General features: G+C 69.9%; 21 protein-coding genes and 2 tRNA genes. 13 read left to right on the forward strand and 10 right to left on the reverse strand.

What is annotated here, in order from left to right:
* Positions 1-23: 23 nt before the first annotated feature.
* Positions 24-572, reverse strand: coding sequence for a helix-turn-helix domain-containing protein (locus ACZ7DE_RS29690; protein WP_470766461.1), 549 nt, complete (start codon positions 570-572; stop codon positions 24-26).
* Between the two features lie 180 nt (positions 573-752).
* Between ACZ7DE_RS29690 and ACZ7DE_RS29695 the strand changes: the two genes are divergently transcribed.
* A tRNA-Ala gene (locus ACZ7DE_RS29695) sits at positions 753-825 on the forward strand.
* Between the two features lie 96 nt (positions 826-921).
* Here ACZ7DE_RS29695 and ACZ7DE_RS29700 read toward each other — a convergent pair.
* Entirely contained in the window at positions 922-1,626 is a 705-nt protein-coding gene (locus ACZ7DE_RS29700) for a DUF5324 family protein (RefSeq protein WP_470766463.1), read from the reverse strand.
* 341 nt (positions 1,627-1,967) lie between these two features.
* On the opposite strand from ACZ7DE_RS29700, the gene ACZ7DE_RS29705 reads away from it, so the two are divergent.
* Positions 1,968-2,501 (forward strand): peptidylprolyl isomerase, encoded by a 534-nt coding sequence (locus ACZ7DE_RS29705; RefSeq protein ID WP_470766465.1) that lies wholly within the window; start codon positions 1,968-1,970, stop codon positions 2,499-2,501.
* 231 nt (positions 2,502-2,732) lie between these two features.
* Positions 2,733-3,632: a rhomboid family intramembrane serine protease gene (locus ACZ7DE_RS29710; protein WP_470766467.1), complete on the forward strand. Its 900-nt coding sequence runs from the start codon at positions 2,733-2,735 to the stop codon at positions 3,630-3,632.
* A 273-nt stretch (positions 3,633-3,905) separates the two neighbouring features.
* Here the strand turns inward: ACZ7DE_RS29710 and crgA are convergent, their stop codons facing one another.
* Positions 3,906-4,160, reverse strand: coding sequence for a cell division protein CrgA (crgA, locus tag ACZ7DE_RS29715; RefSeq protein WP_470766469.1), 255 nt, complete (start codon positions 4,158-4,160; stop codon positions 3,906-3,908).
* Between the two features lie 140 nt (positions 4,161-4,300).
* Here crgA and ACZ7DE_RS29720 point away from each other — a divergent pair, with 140 nt between their 5' ends.
* The 6 genes from ACZ7DE_RS29720 to ACZ7DE_RS29745 are packed head-to-tail and all read left to right on the forward strand — an operon-like array spanning position 4,301 to position 8,597.
* Positions 4,301-5,137: a DUF881 domain-containing protein gene (locus tag ACZ7DE_RS29720; protein WP_470766471.1), complete on the forward strand. Its 837-nt coding sequence runs from the start codon at positions 4,301-4,303 to the stop codon at positions 5,135-5,137.
* A gap of 33 nt (positions 5,138-5,170) precedes the next feature.
* On the forward strand, positions 5,171-5,872 hold the full coding sequence (locus ACZ7DE_RS29725) for a class E sortase (RefSeq protein ID WP_470766571.1): 702 nt from the start codon (positions 5,171-5,173) through the stop codon (positions 5,870-5,872).
* 16 nt (positions 5,873-5,888) lie between these two features.
* Entirely contained in the window at positions 5,889-6,086 is a 198-nt protein-coding gene (locus tag ACZ7DE_RS29730; protein ID WP_256912138.1) for a hypothetical protein, read from the forward strand.
* Positions 6,083-6,721 (forward strand): aminodeoxychorismate/anthranilate synthase component II, encoded by a 639-nt coding sequence (locus ACZ7DE_RS29735; RefSeq protein WP_470766473.1) that lies wholly within the window; start codon positions 6,083-6,085, stop codon positions 6,719-6,721. Before ACZ7DE_RS29730 ends, ACZ7DE_RS29735 begins: the two co-directional genes overlap by 4 nt.
* Positions 6,718-7,782 carry a class E sortase gene (locus ACZ7DE_RS29740; RefSeq protein ID WP_470766475.1) on the forward strand — a complete coding sequence of 355 codons (1,065 nt, stop codon included), beginning with the start codon at positions 6,718-6,720 and terminating at the stop codon, positions 7,780-7,782. The genes ACZ7DE_RS29735 and ACZ7DE_RS29740 overlap by 4 nt, the downstream gene beginning before the upstream one ends.
* A 59-nt stretch (positions 7,783-7,841) precedes the next feature.
* Positions 7,842-8,597: a class E sortase gene (locus ACZ7DE_RS29745; RefSeq protein ID WP_470766477.1), complete on the forward strand. Its 756-nt coding sequence runs from the start codon at positions 7,842-7,844 to the stop codon at positions 8,595-8,597.
* 130 nt (positions 8,598-8,727) lie between these two features.
* Here the strand turns inward: ACZ7DE_RS29745 and pknB are convergent, their stop codons facing one another.
* The 6 genes from pknB to ACZ7DE_RS29775 all read right to left on the reverse strand — a co-directional run bounded on the left by pknB (position 8,728) and on the right by ACZ7DE_RS29775 (position 16,899).
* Positions 8,728-10,704, reverse strand: a complete 1,977-nt coding sequence (gene pknB / locus ACZ7DE_RS29750; RefSeq protein ID WP_470766479.1) for a Stk1 family PASTA domain-containing Ser/Thr kinase — start codon at positions 10,702-10,704, stop codon at positions 8,728-8,730.
* A gap of 169 nt (positions 10,705-10,873) precedes the next feature.
* Positions 10,874-12,343 carry a peptidoglycan D,D-transpeptidase FtsI family protein gene (locus tag ACZ7DE_RS29755; RefSeq protein WP_470766481.1) on the reverse strand — a complete coding sequence of 490 codons (1,470 nt, stop codon included), beginning with the start codon at positions 12,341-12,343 and terminating at the stop codon, positions 10,874-10,876.
* Positions 12,340-13,779 carry an FtsW/RodA/SpoVE family cell cycle protein gene (locus tag ACZ7DE_RS29760; RefSeq protein ID WP_470766484.1) on the reverse strand — a complete coding sequence of 480 codons (1,440 nt, stop codon included), beginning with the start codon at positions 13,777-13,779 and terminating at the stop codon, positions 12,340-12,342. The genes ACZ7DE_RS29755 and ACZ7DE_RS29760 overlap by 4 nt, the downstream gene beginning before the upstream one ends.
* Before the next feature lie 27 nt (positions 13,780-13,806).
* Positions 13,807-15,366, reverse strand: a complete 1,560-nt coding sequence (locus ACZ7DE_RS29765; RefSeq protein ID WP_470766487.1) for a Stp1/IreP family PP2C-type Ser/Thr phosphatase — start codon at positions 15,364-15,366, stop codon at positions 13,807-13,809.
* Between the two features lie 140 nt (positions 15,367-15,506).
* A complete protein-coding gene (locus tag ACZ7DE_RS29770) occupies positions 15,507-16,025 on the reverse strand; it encodes an FHA domain-containing protein FhaB/FipA (protein WP_470766490.1) in 519 nt (172 codons plus the stop codon).
* Between the two features lie 10 nt (positions 16,026-16,035).
* Positions 16,036-16,899, reverse strand: coding sequence for an FhaA domain-containing protein (locus ACZ7DE_RS29775; protein ID WP_470766492.1), 864 nt, complete (start codon positions 16,897-16,899; stop codon positions 16,036-16,038).
* Positions 16,900-17,322: 423 nt separating this feature from the next.
* Here ACZ7DE_RS29775 and ACZ7DE_RS29780 point away from each other — a divergent pair.
* From ACZ7DE_RS29780 to ACZ7DE_RS29795, 4 genes are all read left to right on the forward strand, one after another.
* Positions 17,323-17,409, forward strand: a tRNA-Leu gene (locus tag ACZ7DE_RS29780).
* Between the two features lie 686 nt (positions 17,410-18,095).
* Positions 18,096-19,556 carry a DUF2252 domain-containing protein gene (locus tag ACZ7DE_RS29785; protein ID WP_470766495.1) on the forward strand — a complete coding sequence of 487 codons (1,461 nt, stop codon included), beginning with the start codon at positions 18,096-18,098 and terminating at the stop codon, positions 19,554-19,556.
* Between the two features lie 64 nt (positions 19,557-19,620).
* Positions 19,621-20,418: a J domain-containing protein gene (locus tag ACZ7DE_RS29790; RefSeq protein WP_470766497.1), complete on the forward strand. Its 798-nt coding sequence runs from the start codon at positions 19,621-19,623 to the stop codon at positions 20,416-20,418.
* Between the two features lie 69 nt (positions 20,419-20,487).
* On the forward strand, positions 20,488-20,817 hold the full coding sequence (locus tag ACZ7DE_RS29795) for a rhodanese-like domain-containing protein (protein WP_470766573.1): 330 nt from the start codon (positions 20,488-20,490) through the stop codon (positions 20,815-20,817).
* Positions 20,818-20,936: 119 nt separating this feature from the next.
* On the opposite strand, the gene ACZ7DE_RS29800 is transcribed toward ACZ7DE_RS29795, so the two are convergent.
* A complete protein-coding gene (locus ACZ7DE_RS29800) occupies positions 20,937-22,184 on the reverse strand; it encodes an acyl-CoA dehydrogenase family protein (RefSeq protein WP_470766499.1) in 1,248 nt (415 codons plus the stop codon).
* Between the last annotated feature and the right edge of the window lie 15 nt (positions 22,185-22,199).

The raw sequence follows: 22,199 nt of genomic DNA on the forward strand, positions 1-22,199 counted from the left end.
CCCTTCGGCGACCGGGCCGGGGCTCAGCTCTGGTGGGACTGGTAGTGCGTGACGGCGTCGGAGGTCCGGCCCGCGCCGTACACCCGGAGGAACTCTGCCAGTTCCGGGTGGGTCGGGGCGAGGCTGTCGGCGGCATCGATGATGTCGCCGGCGGCGGCCACCGAGCGCAGCAGGGACTGGATCTCGCGGACCACCCGCTTGACCGTCGGCGCCCCCGAACTGCTCGTCGACTGTGTGGTGTTGCTGAGCACCGAGCCCCCCTGCGACCGCTTGATCTCGTCCATGCGCTCGGTCGCCTCGGCGGCGCTGACGCTGCCGTCCGCGACCTGCGCCGCCAACTCCTGCAGCAGTTGCACCCGCTGCACCACGGCCGGGTTGCCGATCTTCGCCCGCTGACCGCTCATCAGCTGCGACAGCATCGGCGCCGACAGTCCAAGTACCCCCGCGAGACGAGCCTGGTTGAGGCCAAGATCGTCGATGAGCTTACGGAAGAGCGCCCCCAGCGGCTCCCCGTACCAGTTCCGCTGCAGTTCCCGCGCTCTCGCGGTCGCTTCCTGCTGTGCGGCGTCCATTGCGTCTCCCCATCGCTTCCCCAGAAACGCGGTTCGCTGTAGCGAACCACGTCCGAGCATCTTACGGAGAGTGGTCATCCGCGGGGACCCCCAATCTTTTTGCGAGATACCCCGGGTGACCCGGTACTCTGGTCTGCGGCGCCCACCGGTAGGAGCTTCTGCCGGCCGGACGTCCCTTCCGGGGCCTTAGCTCAGTTGGTAGAGCGCTGTCTTTGCATGGCAGATGTCAGGGGTTCGACTCCCCTAGGCTCCACACGAAGAAGACCCCTCTTACCTGCGCAAACGCAGGTAAGAGGGGTCTTTCGGCATTACGGGAGCGGTGTGCGGGAGCCGCTCGGGCGTCGGCCGCTCAGTCGCGGTCGTCGCGGTGCGCGGCCTCCTCCTCGGCCTGCTTGGCCTGTACCTCGGGGTCCAGGACGGAGGGGTCGGCGGTGCCGTCCACGGCTGTCAGGCCGCCCGGGACGGGGACCTCCGTGGCCTCCGGCGGCTCGACCAGCCAGTCCGGGTTGGCCTGCTTGTCCCACCACTTCCAGGCCGCGAAGGTGCCGCCGGCGACCACACCGAGCACGGCGAGCGCCTTGGCGAGCTTGCCCGCCCTGGCCCGCCGCCGGTGCTTGCGCACCAGCTTCTCGATCTCCTTCGGCGTCACCTGACCGCGCAGGGCGGCCAGTGCGGCGGCGGCACGGGCGGCGGCCTCGTCCTTCACGGGGCCGGCCGCGGCGACCGCCTGTTCGATCCGCGGTCGCGAGTAGACGGCCGCCTGGCGTGCGGCCATACGGGTACGGGCGGCCGCTTCGTGCGCGGCCAGGTCGACCTTCGGCGGGACGTGCGTCTTCGCCTGCTCCAGGCGCGGGGCGACGTGGGCGTCATACTGCACGCGGGCCTGTTCGGCGGCCTGCGACACCTTGGGCGCGAGCCGTACGCGGGCTTCATGCGCGTACAGCGCGGCCCGCTCCTTGGCCGTGTCGGCGTAGGGCGCCACCACTTCCGCGGCGTGCAGCACGCTGTCCTTCGCCGAGCCGGTCGCGGCGCGCACGCTGTCGATGCGGGTCACGGGTTCCTCCTCCTCGGTGGCGTACGGTATTTCGACTTTCCACCCTTTTACGGATCATGCCTGCGGATGGCTGTCTCGGCATGTGCGGACGGATATTCGGGTGCCGATCACATGCGATAGCGGTGGATTCTGTCGGATTCGGGGCAATGGCAACAGAGAGTCGACGGAGCGACAAAACCGACGATGCCACGGATTGGCCCCGCCCGCTCCCGTCCTGGGCGACTCGGGCGTATTTCCGCACCCGAACCGTCGGTTCTGATCCCGGAACGAGCCGTCGGGCGGAGCCTGCCGGGGAGCGTGCGAGGATCGGGGCGTCACAGGAAGACAACGGAAGGCAGATCGTGGCCGAGCAGCTGTACGCCACCCTGAAGACCAACCACGGCGACATCGAGATCCGGCTCTTCCCGGACCACGCCCCGAAGACTGTCAAGAACTTCGTCGACCTCGCCACGGGCGAGCGGGCGTGGGTCAACCCGGAGACGGGCGCGAAGTCCTCGGACAAGCTCTACGACGGCACGGTCTTCCACCGGGTGATCAGCGGATTCATGATCCAGGGCGGTGACCCGCTGGGCAACGGCACCGGCGGTCCCGGCTACCAGTTCGAGGACGAGTTCCACCCGGACCTGCGGTTCGACCGGCCCTACCTGCTGGCCATGGCCAACGCGGGTCCGGCCACCAACGGCTCCCAGTTCTTCATCACCGTCTCCCCCACGGCCTGGCTGACCCGCAAGCACACCATCTTCGGAGAGGTCACCGACGGGGCGAGCCAGAAGGTCGTGGACGCCATCGCGGCCACCCAGACCAACCCGCGCACCGACCGTCCGCTGAAGGACGTCGTCATCGAGTCGGTCGTCGTCGAGAGGCGCCAGGGCTGAGCGAGCCCCGCCCGGGGCCCCGCGGAGTCCGGGAGAGGGACCCGAGGGCGGGACGGCCCGGGCTGAGGTAGCCCCGCCGGCCTGACCCCGGGCTGAGCGGGACCCGCAGACCGGGGGCACGAACGCGCGCGGCGGGCCCCCGGGGAACCATGCGCCCTGTTCGTCCGTAAGGATGAGCAGGGCGGTTCCTTTCCGACTGCGCCGACTCGGACGACTCACTTGGGGGAGCCCATGGACCAGGCGCCTGGCAGCAGGCAGGACGACGCCCACAGCGGCCTGCCCGTCTGCTACCGGCACTCCGACCGGGAGACCGGCATTCGCTGCACCCGCTGCGAACGCCCGATCTGTCCTGAGTGCATGGTCAGCGCCTCCGTCGGCTTCCAGTGCCCCACCTGCGTCCGCGAGGGCTCCGGCACGGGCCACGCGCCCGGCGCCTCACAGCCCCGCACCCTCGCCGGGGGCGCGGTCGCCGCGGATCCCCACCTGCTCACCAAGATCCTCATCGGCCTCAACCTCGCGGTGTTCCTGGTCCAGCAGGCCGTCGGCGACAGTTTCACCGACCGCTTCGACCTGATCGGCCGGGCGATCATGCCGGCCCTCGGGTACGGCGAGCTCCAGGGCGTGGCCGAGGGCCAGTGGTACCGGCTGCTGACCTCGATGTTCCTGCACGGCAGCTACATCCACATCCTGTCCAACATGCTCAGCCTGTGGTGGATCGGCGGCCCGCTCGAGGCGGCCCTCGGCCGGGTCCGCTACCTCGCGCTGTACCTGGTCTCCGGTCTCGCCGGAAGCGCGCTGACGTATCTGATCGCCGCGCCCAACCAGGCCTCGCTCGGCGCCTCCGGGGCCATCTTCGGTCTCTTCGGGGCTCTCGCCGTGCTGGTGCGCCGGCAGCGTTACGACATGCGGCCGGTCATCGCCCTGCTGGTGATCAACCTGGTCATCACGTTCGGATGGAACGGGATCTCCTGGCAGGCCCACATCGGCGGCCTCGTCGCCGGTGTGGTGATCGGCTTCGGCATGGTCCACGCACCGCGCGAGCGCCGCACCCTGATCCAGTTCGGGACCTGTGCGCTGATGCTGGCGGTCGTCGTGGTGGTGACGCTCCTGAGGACCGTGCAGCTCACCTGAGCGGGTTCTCCGGCTCACCTGAGCGGGCTGTTGTCCACAGTCTGTGTCGAATCTTGTGCACAACGTGCGGGAAGCACTGCGCCCCCTGTTCCTGACCGATGTTTATGCAGGTCAGGCAGGGGGCGAACAGTCTTTCGAGTGAAGGTGACAGCCGGTAGTTAGGTCACACCGGCGTCAACCTTCGATGAGTTATCCACAGATCGTCTTTCTTTTCCCCATGTGGAAAACCGCTGTGGATAACTCAGTGGATAGCCCTGGGCAGAGCTGGTCGCGCTACTTCCACTGGGTGGAGACGCCGAAGCCCGCCGCGATGAACCCGAAGCCGACGACGATGTTCCAGTTGTCGAGCTGGTCGATGGGCAGCGACCCGTCGGTGACGTAGAAGACCACGATCCAGGCCAGTCCCACGAGGAACATGGCCAGCATCACGGGCGCGACCCAGGCGCGGCTGTTCAGCTTGATCGCGGTCGCCTGCTTCGCCGGAGGCGGCGTGTAGTCGGCCTTCTTGCGGATACGTGACTTCGGCACGAGGGTCTCTCCTGTCGATGCGCTGCGTGGCCGCGCAGGTGCTGGGTCGGGCTCGGGGGCTGCGTACTAGGGGACTGAAGGGCTCCCCCGGGCGTCCGTTAGCGTAGTGCTTCTACGGCGCTGAAGGAGATAAGGGTACGTTGAGCAATTCTGCCGACTCTCCCCGGACGGGTTCAACGGGCTCCACTCCGGATCCCATGCCCGTTTCCCCTCCCGTCCCCTCCCCCGGCCCTCCGGCCGACCGTCGGAGCGGCTTCCGGCCCGTGCGTGTGCTCACCGTGGGCGTCTTCGCCCTCGCCGGTCTCCTGTTCTTCACCAGCTTCAACACCGCCAAGGGCACCAACATCCGCACGGACGCCTCCCTGCTGAAGCTGTCGGACCTCATCCAGGAGCGCAGCCAGAAGAACGGCGAGCTGGACGAGACGAACGGCGCCCTGCGCGACGACGTGGAGTCGCTCGCCGAGGCCGACGACGGCAGCACGAAGGCCCAGGACGACAAGCTCGCCGGGCTGGAGAAGGACGCCGGCACCCAGAAACTCAAGGGCAAGGCGATCACGGTCACGCTGAACGACGCCCCGCCGAACGCCACCGCCAAGCTTCCCGGCTACCCGGAGCCGCAGCCCGACTACCTGGTCATCCACCAGCAGGACCTCCAGGCCGTGGTGAACGCGCTCTGGCAGGGCGGCGCCCAGGGCATCAAGGTGATGGACCAGCGGCTGATCTCCACCAGCGCCGTCCGCTGCGTCGGCAACACCCTGATCCTCCAGGGTCGCGTCTACTCGCCGCCGTACAAGATCCAGGCGGTAGGCGACCCGGAGAAGCTGCAGCAGGCGCTCGCGGAGGCCCCGGCGATCCAGAACTACATGGTCTACGTGAACGTCTACGGCCTCGGCTGGAAAGTCACCGAGGACGGGACGGTGACTCTGCCGGGCTACTCGGGCACAGTGGATCTGCACTACGCCAAGCCTGTGGAGTAGTCGAGCGAGGGCAGCCGGGGGGCGCCTGTGTCGGTGCGGGTGATCGTCAGGACGTTCAGCGAGCTGTGCATCACCGCCGGAGCCGTCATCGTCCTGTTCGTCGTCTACGTGCTCTTCTGGACCGGGGTGCGGGCCGACCGGGCCATGGACGACCAGATCGACGACCTCCACGACCAGTGGGCCCGGCAGAGTCCGGGAGCTGCCCCGAGCGCAAGCCCCGGCACCGCCGCGAGTACAGGCGCCGGCGGGCCGGCCGCGTCGTACCGCACCGGCAGGCCCTTCGCGGTGATGTACATCCCGCGTCTTGGTTTCACGTGGAACAAGCCCGTGCTGGAGGGCACCTCGACCGGCACCCTGAAGAAGGGGCTCGGGCACTACGGCGGGACCGCCCGGCTCGGCCAGACCGGGAACTTCTCGGTCGCCGGTCACCGCCGTACCTACGGAGACCCCTTCAAGGACTTTCCCCAGCTCAGGCGAGGGGACGCGGTGGTGTTGACGGACGGGACCACCTGGTTCACGTATCGGATCGACAAAGGCCCTTACAAAACAGTGCCCTCGGACGTCGAGGTGATCGACGCTGTGCCACGTAAGTCGGGGTACACGCGTCCGGGCCGGTACCTGACGTTGACCACGTGCGATCCCGAATGGGGCCACAGTCACCGGCTGATCGTCTGGGCGCACCTGGACTCCACACAGCCTGTGGAGGCAGGCGAACCGAGGGCCCTGCGCCGCTAGTCTGGTGGCGTACGGCGTGAGTCAGGTGCCGTGGTGCGACGGAAGGGACGGCATGTACGGCTGGATCTGGCGGCATCTGCCGGGAAACGCGTGGGTGAAGGCGCTGATCTCGATCATGCTGGTCGTGGCCGTGGTGTACGCGCTCTTCCAGTACGTCTTCCCGTGGGCCGAACCGCTGCTTCCCTTCAACGATGTGACGGTGGACAACCAGTGAGTGCGCGCATTCTCGTCGTGGACAACTACGACAGTTTCGTCTTCAACCTGGTCCAGTACCTGTACCAGCTGGGCGCCGAGTGCGAGGTCCTGCGCAACGACGAGGTCTCCACCTCCCACGCCCAGGACGGCTTCGACGGTGTCCTGCTGTCCCCGGGCCCCGGAACCCCCGAGGAGGCCGGCGTCTGCATCGAGATGGTCCGTCACTGCGCGGCCACCGGCGTGCCCGTCTTCGGCGTCTGCCTGGGCATGCAGTCGATGCAGGTGGCGTACGGCGGGGTCGTGGACCGGGCGCCGGAGCTGCTGCACGGCAAGACCTCGCCGGTGGAGCACGAGGGCAAGGGCGTCTTCGCGGGCCTGCCCAGCCCCTTCACCGCGACCCGCTACCACTCGCTGGCCGCCGAGCCCTTGACGGTGCCGGCCGAGCTCGAGGTGACCGCCCGTACGCACGACGGGATCATCATGGGCCTGCGCCATCGCGAACTGCCCGTCGAGGGCGTCCAGTTCCACCCGGAGTCGGTGCTCACCGAGCACGGGCACCGGATGCTGGCCAACTGGCTGGTGGAGTGCGGCGACCAGGGCGCGGTGGCGAGGTCGGCGGGGCTCGCCCCGGTGGTGGGCAGGGCCACGGCGTGACCGCGCTGCGCCCCGAGCGCGAGGACTCGTACGGCGCTTCGCCGTACGAGTCCTTCGGCGGTGATCCGTACGGAGCCGGGCCGGGCGCCTATGCGGCGGAGCCGTACCAGCCGCCCCTCGACGAGGAGACGGTGGCGCTGCGGATCCCGCCGATGTTCGGCGGCGAGCCCATATCCGCCTCTGGCGCCCCAGCGGCCTCTCCTGCCCCCGGAGCCCCTGGAACCCCGGCGGGTGGCCGTGCGGCCCGGAGAAAGGCCGCCAAGGGCCGTCATGGGCGTCATGGCGGCCCGGGGGAGGTCTCCGAGTCGTACGCGGGGCCCGACGCGCCGTCCCAGGACGAGCGGCCCCTCTCGCGCGTCGAGGCCCGGCGCCGGCAACGGGCTCGCAAGCCGAGCGCGGCCGTCGTCGCCAGCCGGGCGGTCGGCGAGGTGTTCATCACCACGGGTGTGCTGATGCTGCTGTTCGTCACCTACCAGCTGTGGTGGACGAATGTGCGGGCCCACGCGCAGGCGGACAAGGAGGCGAGCAGCCTCCAGGACGACTGGGCGAGCGGCCGGCGCGCCCCGGGCACCTTCTCGCCGGGGCAGGGCTTCGCCATCCTGCACATCCCCAAGCTGGACGTGGTGGTGCCGATCGCCGAGGGCGTGAGCAACAAGAAGGTGCTCGACAAGGGGATGGTCGGGCACTACGGCGAGGGACCGCTGACGACGGCGATGCCGGAGGCGAGGACGGGCAACTTCGGGCTCGCGGGGCACCGCAACACGCACGGCGAGCCGTTCCGCTACATCAACAGGCTGCAGGCGGGCGACGACATCGTCGTCGAGACGCAGAACGATTACTTCGTCTACAAGATGGCGTCCTTGCTGCCGGTGACCGCGCCGAGCAACACGAGCGTCCTCGACCCCGTCCCGCCGGACTCCGGGTTCACCGGCCCGGGCCGGTACATCACCCTCACCACCTGCACCCCGGAGTTCACCAGCAAGTACCGGTTGATCGTCTGGGGCAAGATGGTCGAGGAACGGCCGCGCAGCAAGGGCAAACCGGATGCGCTCGTCGAGTAGGCGTGCGGTCGGTAGGCATGCAGTCGTGGGGCATGCAGTCGAGTAGGGGCAGATTGAACGTGGCAGCGACCACCGGCGACACCGAGCACGAAGAGCACGCGCGCGTGGACGCGCCCCCGCCCGGGCCACGGCGCCGAGGGGGCGGCCGGATCGCGCTCGCCGTCAGCGTCTTCGGCGAACTCCTCATCACGGCCGGCCTGGTGCTCGGTCTGTTCGTCGTCTACTCCCTGTGGTGGACCAACGTCGTCGCCGACCGGCACGCGCACCGGCAGGGCGACAAGGTGCGCGACGGCTGGGCGCAGCAGGCCGGCGGTCCCGGCGCGCTCGACATCCTGGACGGCATCGGCTTCCTGCACGTGCCCGCGATGGGCAACGGCGAGGTGCTGGTCGAGAAGGGCACCTCTTCGAAGGTCCTCAACGAGGGCGTCGCCGGCTACTACACCGACCCCGTCAAGGCCGCGCTGCCGATGAGCGGCAAGGAGGGCAACTTCGCGCTCGCCGCCCACCGCGACGGCCACGGCGCGAAGTTCCACAACATCGACAAGCTGGAGAAGGGCGACCCGATCGTCTTCGAGACGAAGGACGACTGGTACGTCTACAAGGTGTACGCCGTGCTGCCCGAGACCTCGAAGTACAACGTCGAGGTCCTCGGCCGGATCCCGAAGGAGTCGGGCAAGAAGAAGGCCGGGCACTACATCACCCTGACGACCTGCACGCCGGTCTACACCAGCCGCTACCGGTACGTGGTGTGGGGCGAGCTGGAGCGCGTCGAGAAGGTCGACGCGGACCGGACCCCGCCGGAGGAACTGAGCTGACCGGGGCCGGTCCGGCCGGCCTCGGCCACGCCCGGGCCGTAACGAAGGAGTGGGCCCCACCGGATGCTTCCGGTGGGGCCCACGTCGTTCACCGCGGCGGCCGGCCGATGGGTCCGGCCTCGGTCCGGCCTCAGCCGAAGAGGCCTCCGCCGCCGTCGTTGCCGCCGTTGTTGCCGCCGGCCTTGAAGGCGATCAGGTTGACCGTCTGACCCCTGTTGACCGTGCTGCCGGGGGCCGGATCGGAGCCGACGACCTGGGCGTCGTCGTCCGAGGAGCCGGTGATCTGGCCGACGTTCAGGCCCGCGTCCTGCAGCGCCTTCTTGGCGTCCTTCACGGACATGCCCTGGAGGTTGCCCGGGACCTGGGTCTGCTGGGGCTGGCTGCTCTTGCCGATCTGGATCTGGACCGTGGAGCCCTTGTCGGCCTGGGAGCCGATGGACGGGACGGTCTGGACGACCTTGCCGACCTTGCTCTGGTCCTGGGTGTCGACCTCGACGCAGTTGCCCTTGAGGTTGTTCTGCTCCATCTGGGCCTTGGCCTCGTCGCAGCTCTTGTTGGAGACGTCGGGGACGGTCGCCTTCTCCTCGGCCTTGGCGATGGTGAGGGTGATGGTGGTGCCCTTCTCCACCTCGTCGCCGAGACCCGGCTTCTGCTCGATGACGCTGCCTTCCGGCTCGGAGGAAACCTCCTCCTTCGTCTCCACGTTGAACTGGTACTTGTCGCCCTCGAGGGTCGACTTGGCCTCTTCCAGGGACTTGCCGAGGACACTCGGCACGGCCACCTTCGGCGCGCCCGTCGACACGACCAGGTTGACCGTGGAGTCCTTCTTGACCTTGGTGGTCGGGTCGGGGTCCTGGTCGCAGATCTTGCCCTTGGGCTGGTCCTCGCAGGGCTTCTGGGTGACCGTGCCCAGCTTGAGGTCGCTGTTCGTCAGCTGCCTCTGGGCGTCGGCCTGGGTCTGGCCGAGCAGGCTGGGCACAGGCACCGTGTCGTTGTTGACGCCGCCGCTGAACACCCACTTGCCGATCAGCACCGCGCCGACGAGCACCAGCACCGCGGCGAGGACCAGCAGGATCGTCGAGGTGTTGGACTTCTTCTGCCGGCGCCGGTCGGGACGGTCGTCGTAGCCGTAGCCGCCGTCGTCCGGGTTCATGGGCGGCAGCATCGACGTGGCGCCGCCGTCCGCGGAGCGCATCGCCGTCGTCGCCTGGTCGTCGCCGTAACCGCCGTAGCCGACCGAGCCCATCGCCGCCGTCGCCGCGACCGGCTGGCCGTCGAGGCACGCCTCGATGTCCAGGCGCATCTCATCGGCCGACTGGTAGCGGTAGTTCGGGTCCTTGACCAGCGCCTTCAGGACGATGGCGTCCATCTCGGGGGTGATCTCGGGGTCGAAGACGCTCGGCGGCTGCGGCTCTTCACGGACGTGCTGGTAGGCCACCGCGACCGGGGAGTCCCCGACGAACGGCGGCCGGACCGTCAGCAGCTCGTAGAGCAGACAGCCCGTGGAGTACAGGTCGGAGCGGGCGTCGACCTGCTCGCCCTTGGCCTGCTCCGGCGAGAGGTACTGGGCGGTGCCGATGACCGCGGACGTCTGCGTCATCGTCATGCCGGAGTCGCCCATGGCGCGGGCGATGCCGAAGTCCATGACCTTGACCTGGCCGTTGCGCGTCAGCATGACGTTCGCGGGCTTGATGTCGCGGTGGACGATGCCGGCTCTGTGCGAGTACTCCAGGGCCTGCAGGATGCCGATGGTCATCTCCAGCGTCCGCTCCGGCAGCAGCTTGCGGCCGGAGTGGAGCAGCTCGCGGAGAGTGGAGCCGTCGACGTACTCCATGACGATGTACGGGATCGAGACCCCGTCGATGTAGTCCTCGCCCGTGTCGTAGACCGCGACGATCGCGGGGTGGTTGAGCGAGGCGGCAGACTGGGCCTCCCGGCGGAACCGGGCCTGGAAGGAAGGGTCGCGCGCGAGGTCCGCGCGCAGCGTCTTCACCGCCACGGTGCGGCCGAGGCGGGTGTCATGCGCGAGGTAGACCTCGGCCATGCCACCACGGCCGAGCACATGGCCCAGCTCGTACCGGCCGCCGAGGCGACGCGGCTCTTCCATAGCTACCTACCAGCCCTCTCCGTCGGTCCCGACCGGCACACGTGTGCGGCCGGAGGCTGCCGTCCGGGCATACCGTACCCGGACGGCGCTGTGTGACCTGGCCAAGCCCGTCACCCGATACGAGACCGGTATCGCAACGTGCACCGATGTGTAGGCGACGTGATGGGGGTCACTTCTTGCTGTCGATGACTGCCTTCATCACGTCCCTTGCGATCGGGCCGGCGAGACCGCCGCCGGTGATGTCGCCGCGGTCGGCCGCGCCGTCCTCGACGACGACGGCGACGGCCACCGGCGCACTGCCGTCGGACAGCTTGGCGTACGAGATGAACCAGGCGTACGGCTTCTCTTTGTTGTTGAGGCCGTGCTGGGCGGTACCGGTCTTGCCGCCGACGATGACGCCGTCGATCTTGGCCTTGCCGCCGGTGCCCTGCGGGTCCTTGACGACGGTCTCCATCATCTTCTGGAGGGCCTGGGCGGTCTTGGAGGAGACGGCCTGGGACAGCTGCTGGGGCTCGGTCGTCTCCAGGGTGTCCAGGTTCGGGGCCCTGAGCTGGTCGACCATGTACGGCTTCATCAGCTTGCCGTCGTTGGCGACCGCCGAGGCGACCATGGCCATCTGCAGCGGGGTGGCGCGGTTGGACCCCTGGCCGATGCCGTCCAGGGCGTTCTGCGGCCGGTTGTCCTCGGGGAAGATCGACTCCGCGGCGCGCACCGGGGTGTCCAGTTCGGCCTCGTTGAAGCCGAACTTCTTCGCCTGCGCGATCATCTTGGCGTTGCCGACGTTGTCGGCCATCTTCGCGAAGACGGTGTTGCAGGACACCATGAGCGCGTAGCGCAGGGTGGCGTTCTTGCACTCGCCGTGCTCGTTGGTGAGCTTGCTCGAGGACTGCGGCAGCGGGAACGGGTCCGGGGTGTCGGTCTTGTCGTCGACGCCGGAGACCTCGCCGTTCTCCAGCGCGGCGGCCGCGGTGACGACCTTGAACGTGGAGCCCGGCGGGTAGGTCTCGCGCAGCGCGCGGTTCAGCATCGGGTCGTCGGGGTCGTTCTTCTTCTGGACCTTGTTCCACGCCTCGGCGTCCGTGTCGGACGATCCGGCGAACTTCGACGGGTCGTACGACGGCGTGGAGACCAGCGCCAGGATCTTGCCGGTGGACGGCTCGATCGCGGCGACCGCGCCCTTCTTGCTGCCCAGGCCCTTGTAGGCGGCCTTCTGCGCGGCGGCGTTGAGGGTGGTGATGACGCTGCCGCCCGCCTTCTCCTTGCCCGTGATCATGTCCAGGGTGTTGCGGAAGAAGAGCCGGTCGTCGTTGCCGCTGAGGATGCCGTCCTCCAGCCTCTCCAGCTGGTTGGCGCCGAACGCCTGCGAGGAGTAGCCGGTGACCGGCGCCCACATCGCGCCGTCGGTCCAGGTGCGCTTGAACTTGTAGTCGCCGCTGGTCTCCACCGAACCGGTGATGGCCTTGCCGTCGACGACGATGTTGCCGCGCGGGGTGGAGTAGCGCGTGATGTTGACGCGGCGGTTCTTGGTGTCGCTGGCGAGGCTGTCCGCCTTGACGTACTGCAGGTAGTTGTCGCGCAGCAGCAGGGTGAGGATCAGGATGCCGCAGAAGATCGCGATCCGGCGCAGGGGCTTGTTCATGACGGGCGGACCACCTGGGTCATCTCGGCGTCGGGGTTGGAGGCGGGCGCGGGCGCCGGGCGGCGCGCGGTGTCGCTGATCCGGATCAGGATGCCGATCAGGGCCCAGTTGGCGATGACGGAGGAACCGCCGTAGGCGAGGAACGGCATCGTCATACCGGTCAGCGGGATGAGGCCCATCACACCGCCCGCGACGACGAAGACCTGAAGGGCGAACGCGCCGGACAGACCGATGGCGAGCAGCTTGCCGAAGGGGTCGCGGGCGGCGAGGGCGGTGCGCACGCCGCGCTCGGCGATCAGGCCGTACAGCAGCAGGAGCGCCATGATGCCGGCGAGGCCCAGCTCCTCGCCGAAGGTGGCGAGGATGAAGTCGGAGTTGGCGGCGAACTTGATCAGCTCCGAGTGGCCCTGGCCCCAGCCGGTGCCGAGGGTGCCGCCCGAGCCGAACGCCCACAGGGCCTGCATGGCCTGCTCGGAGTGGCCGGCGACGCCCTGCTGGGAGAGCGTGTACTCCTTCATCGGGTCGAGCCAGGCCTGGACACGCTGCTGGACGTGGCTCTCGAACTGGGCCACGCCGACCGCGCCGGCCGCGGACATCAGCAGACCGAAGACGATCCAGCTGGTCCGCTCGGTGGCGACGTACAGCATGATGACGAACATTCCGAAGAACAGCAGCGAGGTGCCGAGGTCCGTCTCGAAGACCAGGATCAGGATCGAGATGAGCCAGACCACGATGATCGGGCCGAGGTCGCGGCCGCGCGGCAGGTACAGGCCGAGAACACGGCGGCTGGCGAGGGCCAGCGCGTCGCGCTTCACCATCAGGTAGCCGGCGAAGAAGATCGCCAGCACGATCTTGGCGAACTCACCGGGCTGGATGGAGAAACCTGCGACCGAGATCCAGATCTTCGCGCCGTAGATGTTCTTGCCGAGGCCCGGGACGAGCGGCAGCAGCAGCAGGAAGAGCGCGCCGACCATGGAGATGTAGGTGTAGCGCTGCAGGGCCCGGTGGTCCTTGAGGAAGATCAGCACCACGACGAACAGCGCGATGCCCATCGCCGTGTACAGCAGCTGCCGCGGCGCGGCCGTGCCGGCCTGCTCGATCCGCTGCAGCAGCTTGGACTGGTCGAGCCGCCAGATGGCCACCAGCCCGAGCCCGTTCAGCAGCGTGGCCACCGGCAGCAGCAGCGGGTCCGCGTACGGCGCGAACTTGCGGACGACGAGATGGGCGACGCCGGCCAGCAGCCCGAGGCCGAGCCCGTAGCTCAGGAGGCCGGAGGGCACCTGCTCGTTGATGGCCAGGCCCACGTTCGCATAGGCGAAGACCGGGATGACGACGGCGAACACCAGCAGCGCGAGCTCGGTGTTGCGCCGGCTCGGCGTTCCGATCGAGCCGATCGTGGACGTGTGGTGCGTCGGCGAGTTGGTAGTACTGCTCATCGTGTGACGGGGCCTCTCACGGCTTGCCTACTGCTCACCGCACCGCGAGACGACCTTCTGCTCCTCCTCCGAAAGGCTGGGGCCGGGAGTGGGAGTGGGAGTCGCGGATACGGACGGGGACGCGGTTGCCGAGGGGCTCGGCGATGCCTTGGACGTGAGGGAGACGGGCGTGGTTCCCGTGGCGCCTTCGGCCGGGCCCTCACCGGTCTTCGAACCGGGCTTCGAGCCGGTCTTGGAAGGGGTCTTCGACCCGGTGGCCCCGGCGGTGGCGGAACCGGCCTGCTTCTTGCAGGCGGAGGCCTGGACGGCCAGCTCGTCGATCTTCTTCTGGGCGGTGTTCAGGTTGCCCTCGGCGATCGTCGCCTCGACCAGCTTCTGCTGGTACTCCGGGAGGTACTTGAGTTCGATCTCGGGGTGGTCCTTCTCCACCTTCGACAACGAGACCCAGGCCAGGTCCTGGCTGATGCCCCGGTACAGGGCCACGTGCTCGCCCTTGGTGCCGACGTAGTACTGCGTCTGCGTCCAGCGGTAGCCGCCGTAGAGGCCGCCGCCGATGATCGCGAGCGCGAGCACGCCGTAGAAGGATCTCTTCAGCCACCTGCGGCCCTTGCGCGGCTTGACGAAGTCGTCGTCGGTGTAGTCGCCGAAGCCGTCGGTGGGGATGAAGCCGGTGATGTCGCCGCCGGAGCCGGGCGGGCCGAACTCTCCGCCGCCGCCGCGCCCCTGCTGCCTGCGGCCGAGGCCCGAGGCGCGGCCGGCGGGGGTCTGCATGATGCCGTTGTCGTGCAGCTGGAGCTGGTTCTCCGCGACCGCGCCGACCACGACCGGGACGTCGGAGAGCTGCCCGGCGAGCGTGTCGCCGGTGTCCAGGTCGAGGACGTCCGCGACGATCACGGTGATGTTGTCGGGGCCACCGCCGCGCAGCGCGAGCTGGATCAGCTCCTGCACGGTCTCCTGGGGGCCCTGGTAGCTGGCGAGGGTGTCCTCGAGCGTCTGGTGGGAGACGACGCCGGACAGGCCGTCGGAGCAGATCAGATAGCGGTCGCCGGCCCTGACCTCACGGATCGACAGGTCGGGCTCGACGTGCTCGCCGCTGCCCAACGCCCGCATCAGCAGGGACCGCTGGGGGTGAGTGGTGGCCTCTTCCTCGGTGATGCGGCCCTCGTCGACCAGGCGCTGCACCCAGGTGTGGTCCTGCGTGATCTGGGTCAGGACGCCGTCCCGCAGCAGGTACGCGCGCGAGTCGCCGACGTGCACGAGGCCGAGGCGCTGACCCGTCCACAGCAGGGCGGTCAGGGTCGTCCCCATGCCTTCGAGCTGGGGGTCCTCCTCGACCAGGGCGCGCAGCTGATCGTTGGCGCGCTGGACGGCGGTGCCGAGCGAGGTGAGGACGTCGGAGCCGGGGACGTCGTCGTCGAGGGCGACGATGGTGGAGATGGCCTCGGAGGAGGCGACCTCACCGGCGGCGGCGCCGCCCATGCCGTCGGCGATGGCGAGCAGGCGCGGACCGGCGTAACCGGAGTCCTCGTTGCCCTCCCGGATCATGCCCTTGTGCGATCCGGCGGCGAAACGCAGTGACAGACTCATGCGCACCTCGCCCGTCGGCCCCGGGTACAGCCGGTCGTGTCGAGCCACACTGCCCACCCTCCGGTCGGGAGCACACCGGGGCCCTGGGTGCCGGCCGCCGCCGCGTGCTCGCTCCGCTCGCGCTCACTCATGATGTAGCACTACTTCCGAAGCTCGATGACGGTCTTGCCGATACGGATCGGCGCACCCAGCGGGATGGGTGTGGGAGTCGTCAGCCGCGATCGGTCGAGGTACGTGCCGTTGGTGGAGCCCAGGTCCTCGACGATCCACTGGCCGTCGCGGTCCGGATAGATCCTGGCATGGCGGCTGGAGGCGTAGTCGTCGTCCAGCACGATGGTGCTGTCGTGCGCCCGGCCCAGCGTGATGGTCTGGCCCTGGAGCGCGACGGTCGTGCCGGTGAGGGTGCCCTCGGACACGACCAGCTTGGTGGGCGCGTTGCGGCGCGTGCGGCCGGCGGCGGCCGACTGCTGGCGCTGCTGCGGTGGCGCCTGCTGGCGCTGGGCCTGCTGCTGCGCCCGTCCAGCCTCCCGGCGCGAGCCGCGCTGGGTGACACGCGTACCGAAGAGGTCGCTGCGGATGACCTGCACGGCCACGATCACGAACAGCCACAGTACGGCCAGGAAACCCAGCCGCATGACCGTGAGGGTCAGCTCTGACATTGCCCCCGCTTCACCCTTCGGCTTGCCGGTAAATGATGGTGGTGCTGCCCACGACGATCCGCGAGCCGTCGCGGAGCGTAGCGCGGGTGGTGTGCTGCCCGTCCACCACGATGCCGTTGGTGGAGCCGAGATCCTGGATCGTCGAGGGCGAACCGGTCCGGATCTCGCAGTGCCGGCGGGAGACGCCGGGGTCGTCGATCCGCACGTCGGCCTCGGTGCTGCGGCCCAGCACGAGCGTCGCGCGGGAGATCTGGTGGCGGGTGCCGTTGATCTCGATCCAGTGGCGGGCACGTGAGCCGGGCTGCGGAGCGCCGGCCAGTCCTCCGCCCGCGCCGGGGCGCTGGGCGCCGGCGGTGGGCGGGTAGCCGTATCCGCCGGGACGGGCGCCGGGCGGTGGAGCGGCAGGCATGGGCGGAGCGGCCGGGCCGCCGGCGCCGGGATAGGCCGCGCCGGGGCGCTGCCGCCCGCCGGCCGGCGCCTGGTCCGGCGTCTGGCTGCTGGAGGAGGCGAGCGTACGGCTGCGCACCCGGTACAGGCCGGTGTCGAGGTCGTCGGCCTTCTCCAGGTTGACCTTGATCGGTCCCATGAAGGTGTAGCGCTGCTGCTTGGCGTAGTCGCGCACCATGCCGGCGAGCTCGTCGCCGAGCTGGCCGGAGTAGGGGCTGAGCCGCTCGTAGTCCGGCGTGCTCAGCTCCACGATGAAGTCGTTGGGGACGACGGTGCGGTCGCGGTTCCAGATCGTGGCGTTGTTGTCGCACTCGCGCTGGAGTGCGCCGGCGATCTCCACGGGCTGGACTTCGGACTTGAAGACCTTGGCGAAGGTGCCGTTGACCAGACCCTCGAGACGCTGCTCGAACTTCTTCAGGACTCCCATGGGGCACCTCCTCCGTCGTGGCTGCTGTCCCGTGCCGTGCTGCTTACCTGGTACTGCTTACTGATCGTATCCACGCGCCGGTGAATCGGCTGGTTCCCCCTGTCGGCCCCGTCGACGGGTGTCGACGCCCTCTCGTTCACCTGCTTCTCGCCCTCGCTTCTGCCCAGGATCGTAGAGGCGGCCGTGGACCAGTGTCCCGCACCTGGCTGTGCTCCTCGCCCGGCTCCTGAGGAGACGGCCGCCATAGGTACGAGGTTGGTACGTGAACCAGTCACCGCCGAGACGTACGAGGTTGCCGACGGTCTCCCAACAGGTCCTTGCCCGCCGAGAAGGGATGTGAACGCACCCTGGCGCGCGTGCTAATGTTCTGCATGTCGGAAGGCGGCAGGCCGCAAGGCCCACAAGCCCGAAGACACACCCAATGCGCGGGTGGCGGAATAGGCAGACGCGCTGGATTCAGGTTCCAGTGCCCGCAAGGGCGTGGGGGTTCAACTCCCCCCTCGCGCACCAGCTGGAAGCCCCGCAGGTCTTGGACCTGCGGGGCTTTCGCGTTTCTCGGGCCAGTCAAGTACAGACCGCGCTTGCTCACGGTGTGTGAGGAAGATCTCAGGGCCGTGGGCTCTCGGTTTGCCGGCGATGCGGTGACGGGGCGCGCTACCGGCAGCGCGGCCACCGGATGAGGTGACGGGGCACGGTGGCGGTACGCGCCGGCGGTTACCCGGTGCTGGGCGGTGGCCTGGTGACGTGCGGCGGGGCGGGCGTGCGCGGACGAAGGCGTGGGTGTGTTTCACGTGAAACGTCCCGCCATGGCGGCGGGGTGGCAGTGGGGTGGCGGTCACTGTGGGGTCGCGGTCACTGTGGCGGCGGGGTGGCAGTGACGGGGGCGGGAGCCGTGGTCGTGGCTGTGGTCGTGGCGCTGAGAAAACGGGGTGTGGGGCAGGGTGTGGTGGGGGCGTGAGCGGGGGGCCGTGAGCGGCGAGTCGTCGGTCATGGGCCGAAAGTCGCGGGTGGGTCCTGGGCGAGGCCGAGGTCTGGTCCGGCACGTATGGCCTGCTGACGTGGGCACGCCGGGAGTTGTCCACAGTCTCGAAGCCGTCCACAGGACCTGACGGGTTTCGGCCGTCGGCTGTACGGTCTGCACCAGTTGATGTTCGGCTCGCCGAGCCGATGGACGTACGGGTGCGGGGGAGGCGGTCATGACGGCCGAGACCGGTGGTGGGGAGACGGGAACGGGCGCGGCGCGCAGGCTTCCCCGGGTGCGAGGGTTCGCCCAGTGGCCCGTCGAGCGGCCCGCAGGGTCGGGACCGGACACGGTCCCCGCGTCGCCCAAGGCGCAGGGCAAGGCGCTGCGTGGTCGGGTTCCGCGGTCGGCGCACGCCGAACTCGTCGTGGACGCCTCCCGGCCGGACGCGGTGTCGGCGGTCGAGGAGTCCAACCAGGGCCGCATCCCGGAGCTCACGCCGATAAGGGTCGGCCGGATGGCGGCGACGCCGTTCGCCTTCCTGCGGGGCTCGGCGGGGCTCATGGCGTACGACCTGGCCCGCACGCCCATGACCGGCATCAGCGCCCAGATCTGCGGCGACGCCCACGCCGCCAACTTCGGTCTGTACGGCGACGCCCGCGGCGGTCTGGTCATCGACCTGAACGACTTCGACGAGACGGTCGACGGCCCCTGGGAGTGGGATCTCAAGCGCCTCGCCGCCTCCTTGGTCCTCGCAGGCCGGGAGGCCGGCGCGGACGAGGACACCTGCCGCCGGGCGGCGCACGGCGCGGCCGGCTCCTACCGGCGCACCATGCGACTGCTGGCCAAGCTCCCGGTGCTGGACGCGTGGAACGCCATCGCCGACGAGGAGCTGGTCTCCCATGCCGACGCCCACGACCTGCTGGGCACCCTGGAGCGGGTCTCGGAGAAGGCGCGGGCCAACACCAGCGGGCGGTTCGCGGCGAAGTCGACCGAGCCGACGGAGGACGGCGGCCGCCGCTTCGTCGACGCGGCGCCGGTGCTGCGCCGCGTCCCGGACGCGGAGGCCCATGCGGTGGCCGCGTCCCTGGAGCACTACCTGACCACCTTGTCCGAGGACCGTCATCCCCTTCTGGCCCGCCACGCGGTGCACGACGTCGCCTTCCGCGTCGTGGGCACGGGCAGCGTGGGGACGAGGTCGTACGTGGTCCTGCTGCTGGACCACCGGGGCGAGCCGCTGATCCTTCAGGTGAAGGAGGCCCGTGCGTCGGCGCTGGTCCCGCACCTGCTGACGGCCGGCCTCGGCGCGCCGGAGGTGGACCACGAGGGCCGCCGGGTGGTGCTCGGCCAGAAGCGTATGCAGGTCGTGAGCGACATACTGCTGGGCTGGACGACGGTCGACGGACTCCCCTTCCAGGTACGGCAGTTCCGCAATCGCAAGGGAAGCGTCGACCCGGCCGCGCTCGCCGCCGACGAGGTCGACGACTACGGCCGCATGACCGGCGCCCTGCTGGCCCGCGCCCATTCCCACAGTGCCGACCCCCGCCTGATCGCCGGGTACTGCGGCAAGAACGAGGAACTCGACGAGGCCGTCGCGACGTTCGCCGTCGCCTACGCCGACCGCACCGAGGCGGACCACACCGAGCTGGTCGCGGCGGTGCGGGCGGGAAGGATCCCCGCGGAGACCGGGGTGTGAGCCGCGTCGGGACCGAGCACGGTGGGCGGAGGTGGCCGGTGGGGCGTTGGCCTAGGCTGGTCGGGTGACGACCCCCGAAGCTGAGCAGCCACGGCCCGAGGCGCGGCTGGAGCAGGCCGTGCGGGCCGCCGAGCAGGCGTTGATCGAGTTCGAGATCGCGGTGGAGACCTTCCGCGTCGAGGTCGAGAACTTCTCGCGGCTCCACCACCAGAAACTCGGTCCGATGTACGCCCGGCTCGACGAGCTGGAAGCGCAGATCGCCGAGGCCAGGGCAGCTCGCACCGGCGACCCGGAGGATCTGCGCAAGGCCGCCGAAGCGCGGGCCAGAGTGCTGCCCATGCCCGGGGTCGAGGAGCTGTTCCACGGCTGGATGGACGGCGAAGGGCTGTTCCCGGAGGCCGCGGCGATGCTCACGGACCAGTCGGTCCGGCCCCCCGAGCGGGTACGGCCCAGCGAGGAGGCCCGCAAGCTCTACCGCGAGCTGGCCCGCAAGGCCCACCCCGATCTGGCCCAGGAGGACGCCGAGCGGGCCCGGCGCGAGGAGTTCATCACCCGCGTCAACGCGGCCTACGCGCGGGGTGACGCGGCACTGTTGCGCGAGCTGGCCGAGGAGTGGGCGGCCGGTCCGGTGCCCGCCGAGCGCACCCCGAGCCCCAGCGAGGAGCTCTACGCCCGCCTGGAGTGGCTCGCCCAGCGCAAGGAGATGCTCACCCTGGTGGCCCGGGAGCTGGAGGACAGCGCCATCGGCTCGATGCTCCGGATGGCGCCGGACGACCCCGACCGCCTCCTGGACGAGATCGCCGACAAGCTCCTCGCCGACGTCGCCGCCCGCGAGGCGGAGCTGGACGAGCTGGTGGGCTAGGGGCCCGGTGGGCCCGCCGCGTCCTGGTCCTGGTCGGGTAGCGTCGGGGGCATGAGTTTCGGAGCTGGTGTGCCCACGGTCGAGGTCGGAGACCTCAAGGACGGCGACTTCCTGCTGGACGTCCGCGAGGACGACGAGTGGCGGACGGGTCACGCCGAAGGGGCCATGCACCTTCCCATCAGTGAGTTCGTGGCCCGCTACGGCGAGCTGACCGAGGCCGCTCCGCAGGACGGGCGCATCCACGTGATCTGCCGCTCCGGCGGGCGTTCGGCCCAGGTCACGATGTACCTCGTGCAGCAGGGCATCGACGCCGTGAACGTCGACGGCGGTATGCAGATCTGGGCCGCGACGGGCCGTCCGGTCGTCACCGACGAGGGCAAGCCGGGCTCCGTCCTCTAGGTCCACTGGGTTCTCCGGGTTCCCAGGTCCTTCCGGTCCTTCCGGCTCTCCCGGTTCTCCGAGTTCTCTGGGTTCCGCAGAGCCCGTGCAGCGGAGGCCCGGGGGCGGCTCGGCGTGGGTCAGCCGAGGGGGTGGGCGGCGAGCAGGTCGCCCAGGGCCTCCTCGTGTGCCGCGGCGGGGCCCAGCGACAGTTCCAAGTACTTGGCCCAGGCGTGGTAGCGGTGCAGCGGGTAGTCGACGTCGGCTCCGAAGCCGCCGTGCAGATGCTGCGCGGTCTGCACGATCCGCCGGACGCCCTCGGAGGCCCAGATCTTGGCCACGGCGACGTCGCCGGACGCCGGCAGCGCTCCCGGCGCACCGGAGGCGATCCGCCACGCGGCCTGCCACAGGGTGACCTCCATCGCGCGCAGGTCGATGTAGCGGTCGGCGGTCTGCACGGCGACGGCCTGGAAACTGGCGATGGGGTGCCCGAACTGCTCGCGTTTGCTCGTGTAGTCGCCGGTCATCCCCAGTACGCGCTCGCCCAGCCCGAACGCCAGCGCACATGTCCCCGTGGCCAGCAGGGCGCGCAGCCACTCCCATGCGCCGTCGGCGGTGATGACGTCCCGGGCGGAGATCCGCGCCGACTCGAGGCGTAGTTCGCCGAGCCGTTCGCCGGTGGTGGAGATCTGCTCGGCGAGCACGACTCCCGCGTGTCCGCGCGGCACGACGGCGAGGATGCTCCGGTCGTCGCCGGTGCGCGCCGGTACGACGACGAAGTCGGCGTCGTACGCCCACGGCACGGCCGTCTGGACACCGTCCAGCACCCAGTCGTCACTCGGCGCCCCGCCTGTGCCGCCTGTGCCGCCCGCGGCGCGCGAGCCGTCCGTACTGGTGCCGGTGCCGGTCGCGGTTCCGGTCGCCGAGCCGGTGGTGTTGGCGTCGCGCCCGTCGTCCTGCCGTGCGGTCACGGCGAGTTCGGCCGGGTCGTGGCCGGTGCGACCGTTGGCGGCGACGGTCAGGACGATCTCGCCCCGCCCGGCCCGGGCGAGCAGGGCGGACCTCAACTCGGGTCCACCGTAGGCCTGTACGGCGGCCGCGGCCGCGCTGTTCTCCAGCAGCGGCACCCGTGCCAGGACCTTCGCGGACTCGCGCAGCACCAGGCAGAGCGCGACCGCGTCCAGGCCTGCTCCGCCGGACTCCTCGGCGAGCAGCAGGCTCAGCAGGTCCGCCGCCGCGAGCCTGTCCCACAGCGCGCGGTCGAAGTGGTCGGCCACGGCGCCCCTGGTGAGCGCGGGGCTCGGCACGCCGTCGGGGGCGACTGCGGCGAGCACACCCCGTGCCGCCTCGGCCGCGGCCTGCTGCTCCTCGGTGAAGGTGAAGTCCACGGCCTGTCCTCCCGA

This window comes from Streptomyces sp. NPDC037083, from assembly GCF_055606485.1.

What these genes read in the sequence shown, in the direction of transcription:
- ACZ7DE_RS29770 (WP_470766490.1), bottom strand. Translation starts at nt 16,025, where the DNA reads ATGTCAGAGCTGACCCTCACGGTCATGCGGCTGGGTTTCCTGGCCGTA.
- ACZ7DE_RS29785 (WP_470766495.1), top strand. Translation starts at nt 18,096, where the DNA reads ATGACGGCCGAGACCGGTGGTGGGGAGACGGGAACGGGCGCGGCGCGC.
- ACZ7DE_RS29765 (WP_470766487.1), bottom strand. Translation starts at nt 15,366, where the DNA reads ATGAGTCTGTCACTGCGTTTCGCCGCCGGATCGCACAAGGGCATGATC.
- ACZ7DE_RS29775 (WP_470766492.1), bottom strand. Translation starts at nt 16,899, where the DNA reads ATGGGAGTCCTGAAGAAGTTCGAGCAGCGTCTCGAGGGTCTGGTCAAC.
- pknB (WP_470766479.1), bottom strand. Translation starts at nt 10,704, where the DNA reads ATGGAAGAGCCGCGTCGCCTCGGCGGCCGGTACGAGCTGGGCCATGTG.
- ACZ7DE_RS29755 (WP_470766481.1), bottom strand. Translation starts at nt 12,343, where the DNA reads ATGAACAAGCCCCTGCGCCGGATCGCGATCTTCTGCGGCATCCTGATC.
- ACZ7DE_RS29760 (WP_470766484.1), bottom strand. Translation starts at nt 13,779, where the DNA reads ATGAGCAGTACTACCAACTCGCCGACGCACCACACGTCCACGATCGGC.
- ACZ7DE_RS29690 (WP_470766461.1), bottom strand. Translation starts at nt 572, where the DNA reads ATGGACGCCGCACAGCAGGAAGCGACCGCGAGAGCGCGGGAACTGCAG.
- ACZ7DE_RS29710 (WP_470766467.1), top strand. Translation starts at nt 2,733, where the DNA reads ATGGACCAGGCGCCTGGCAGCAGGCAGGACGACGCCCACAGCGGCCTG.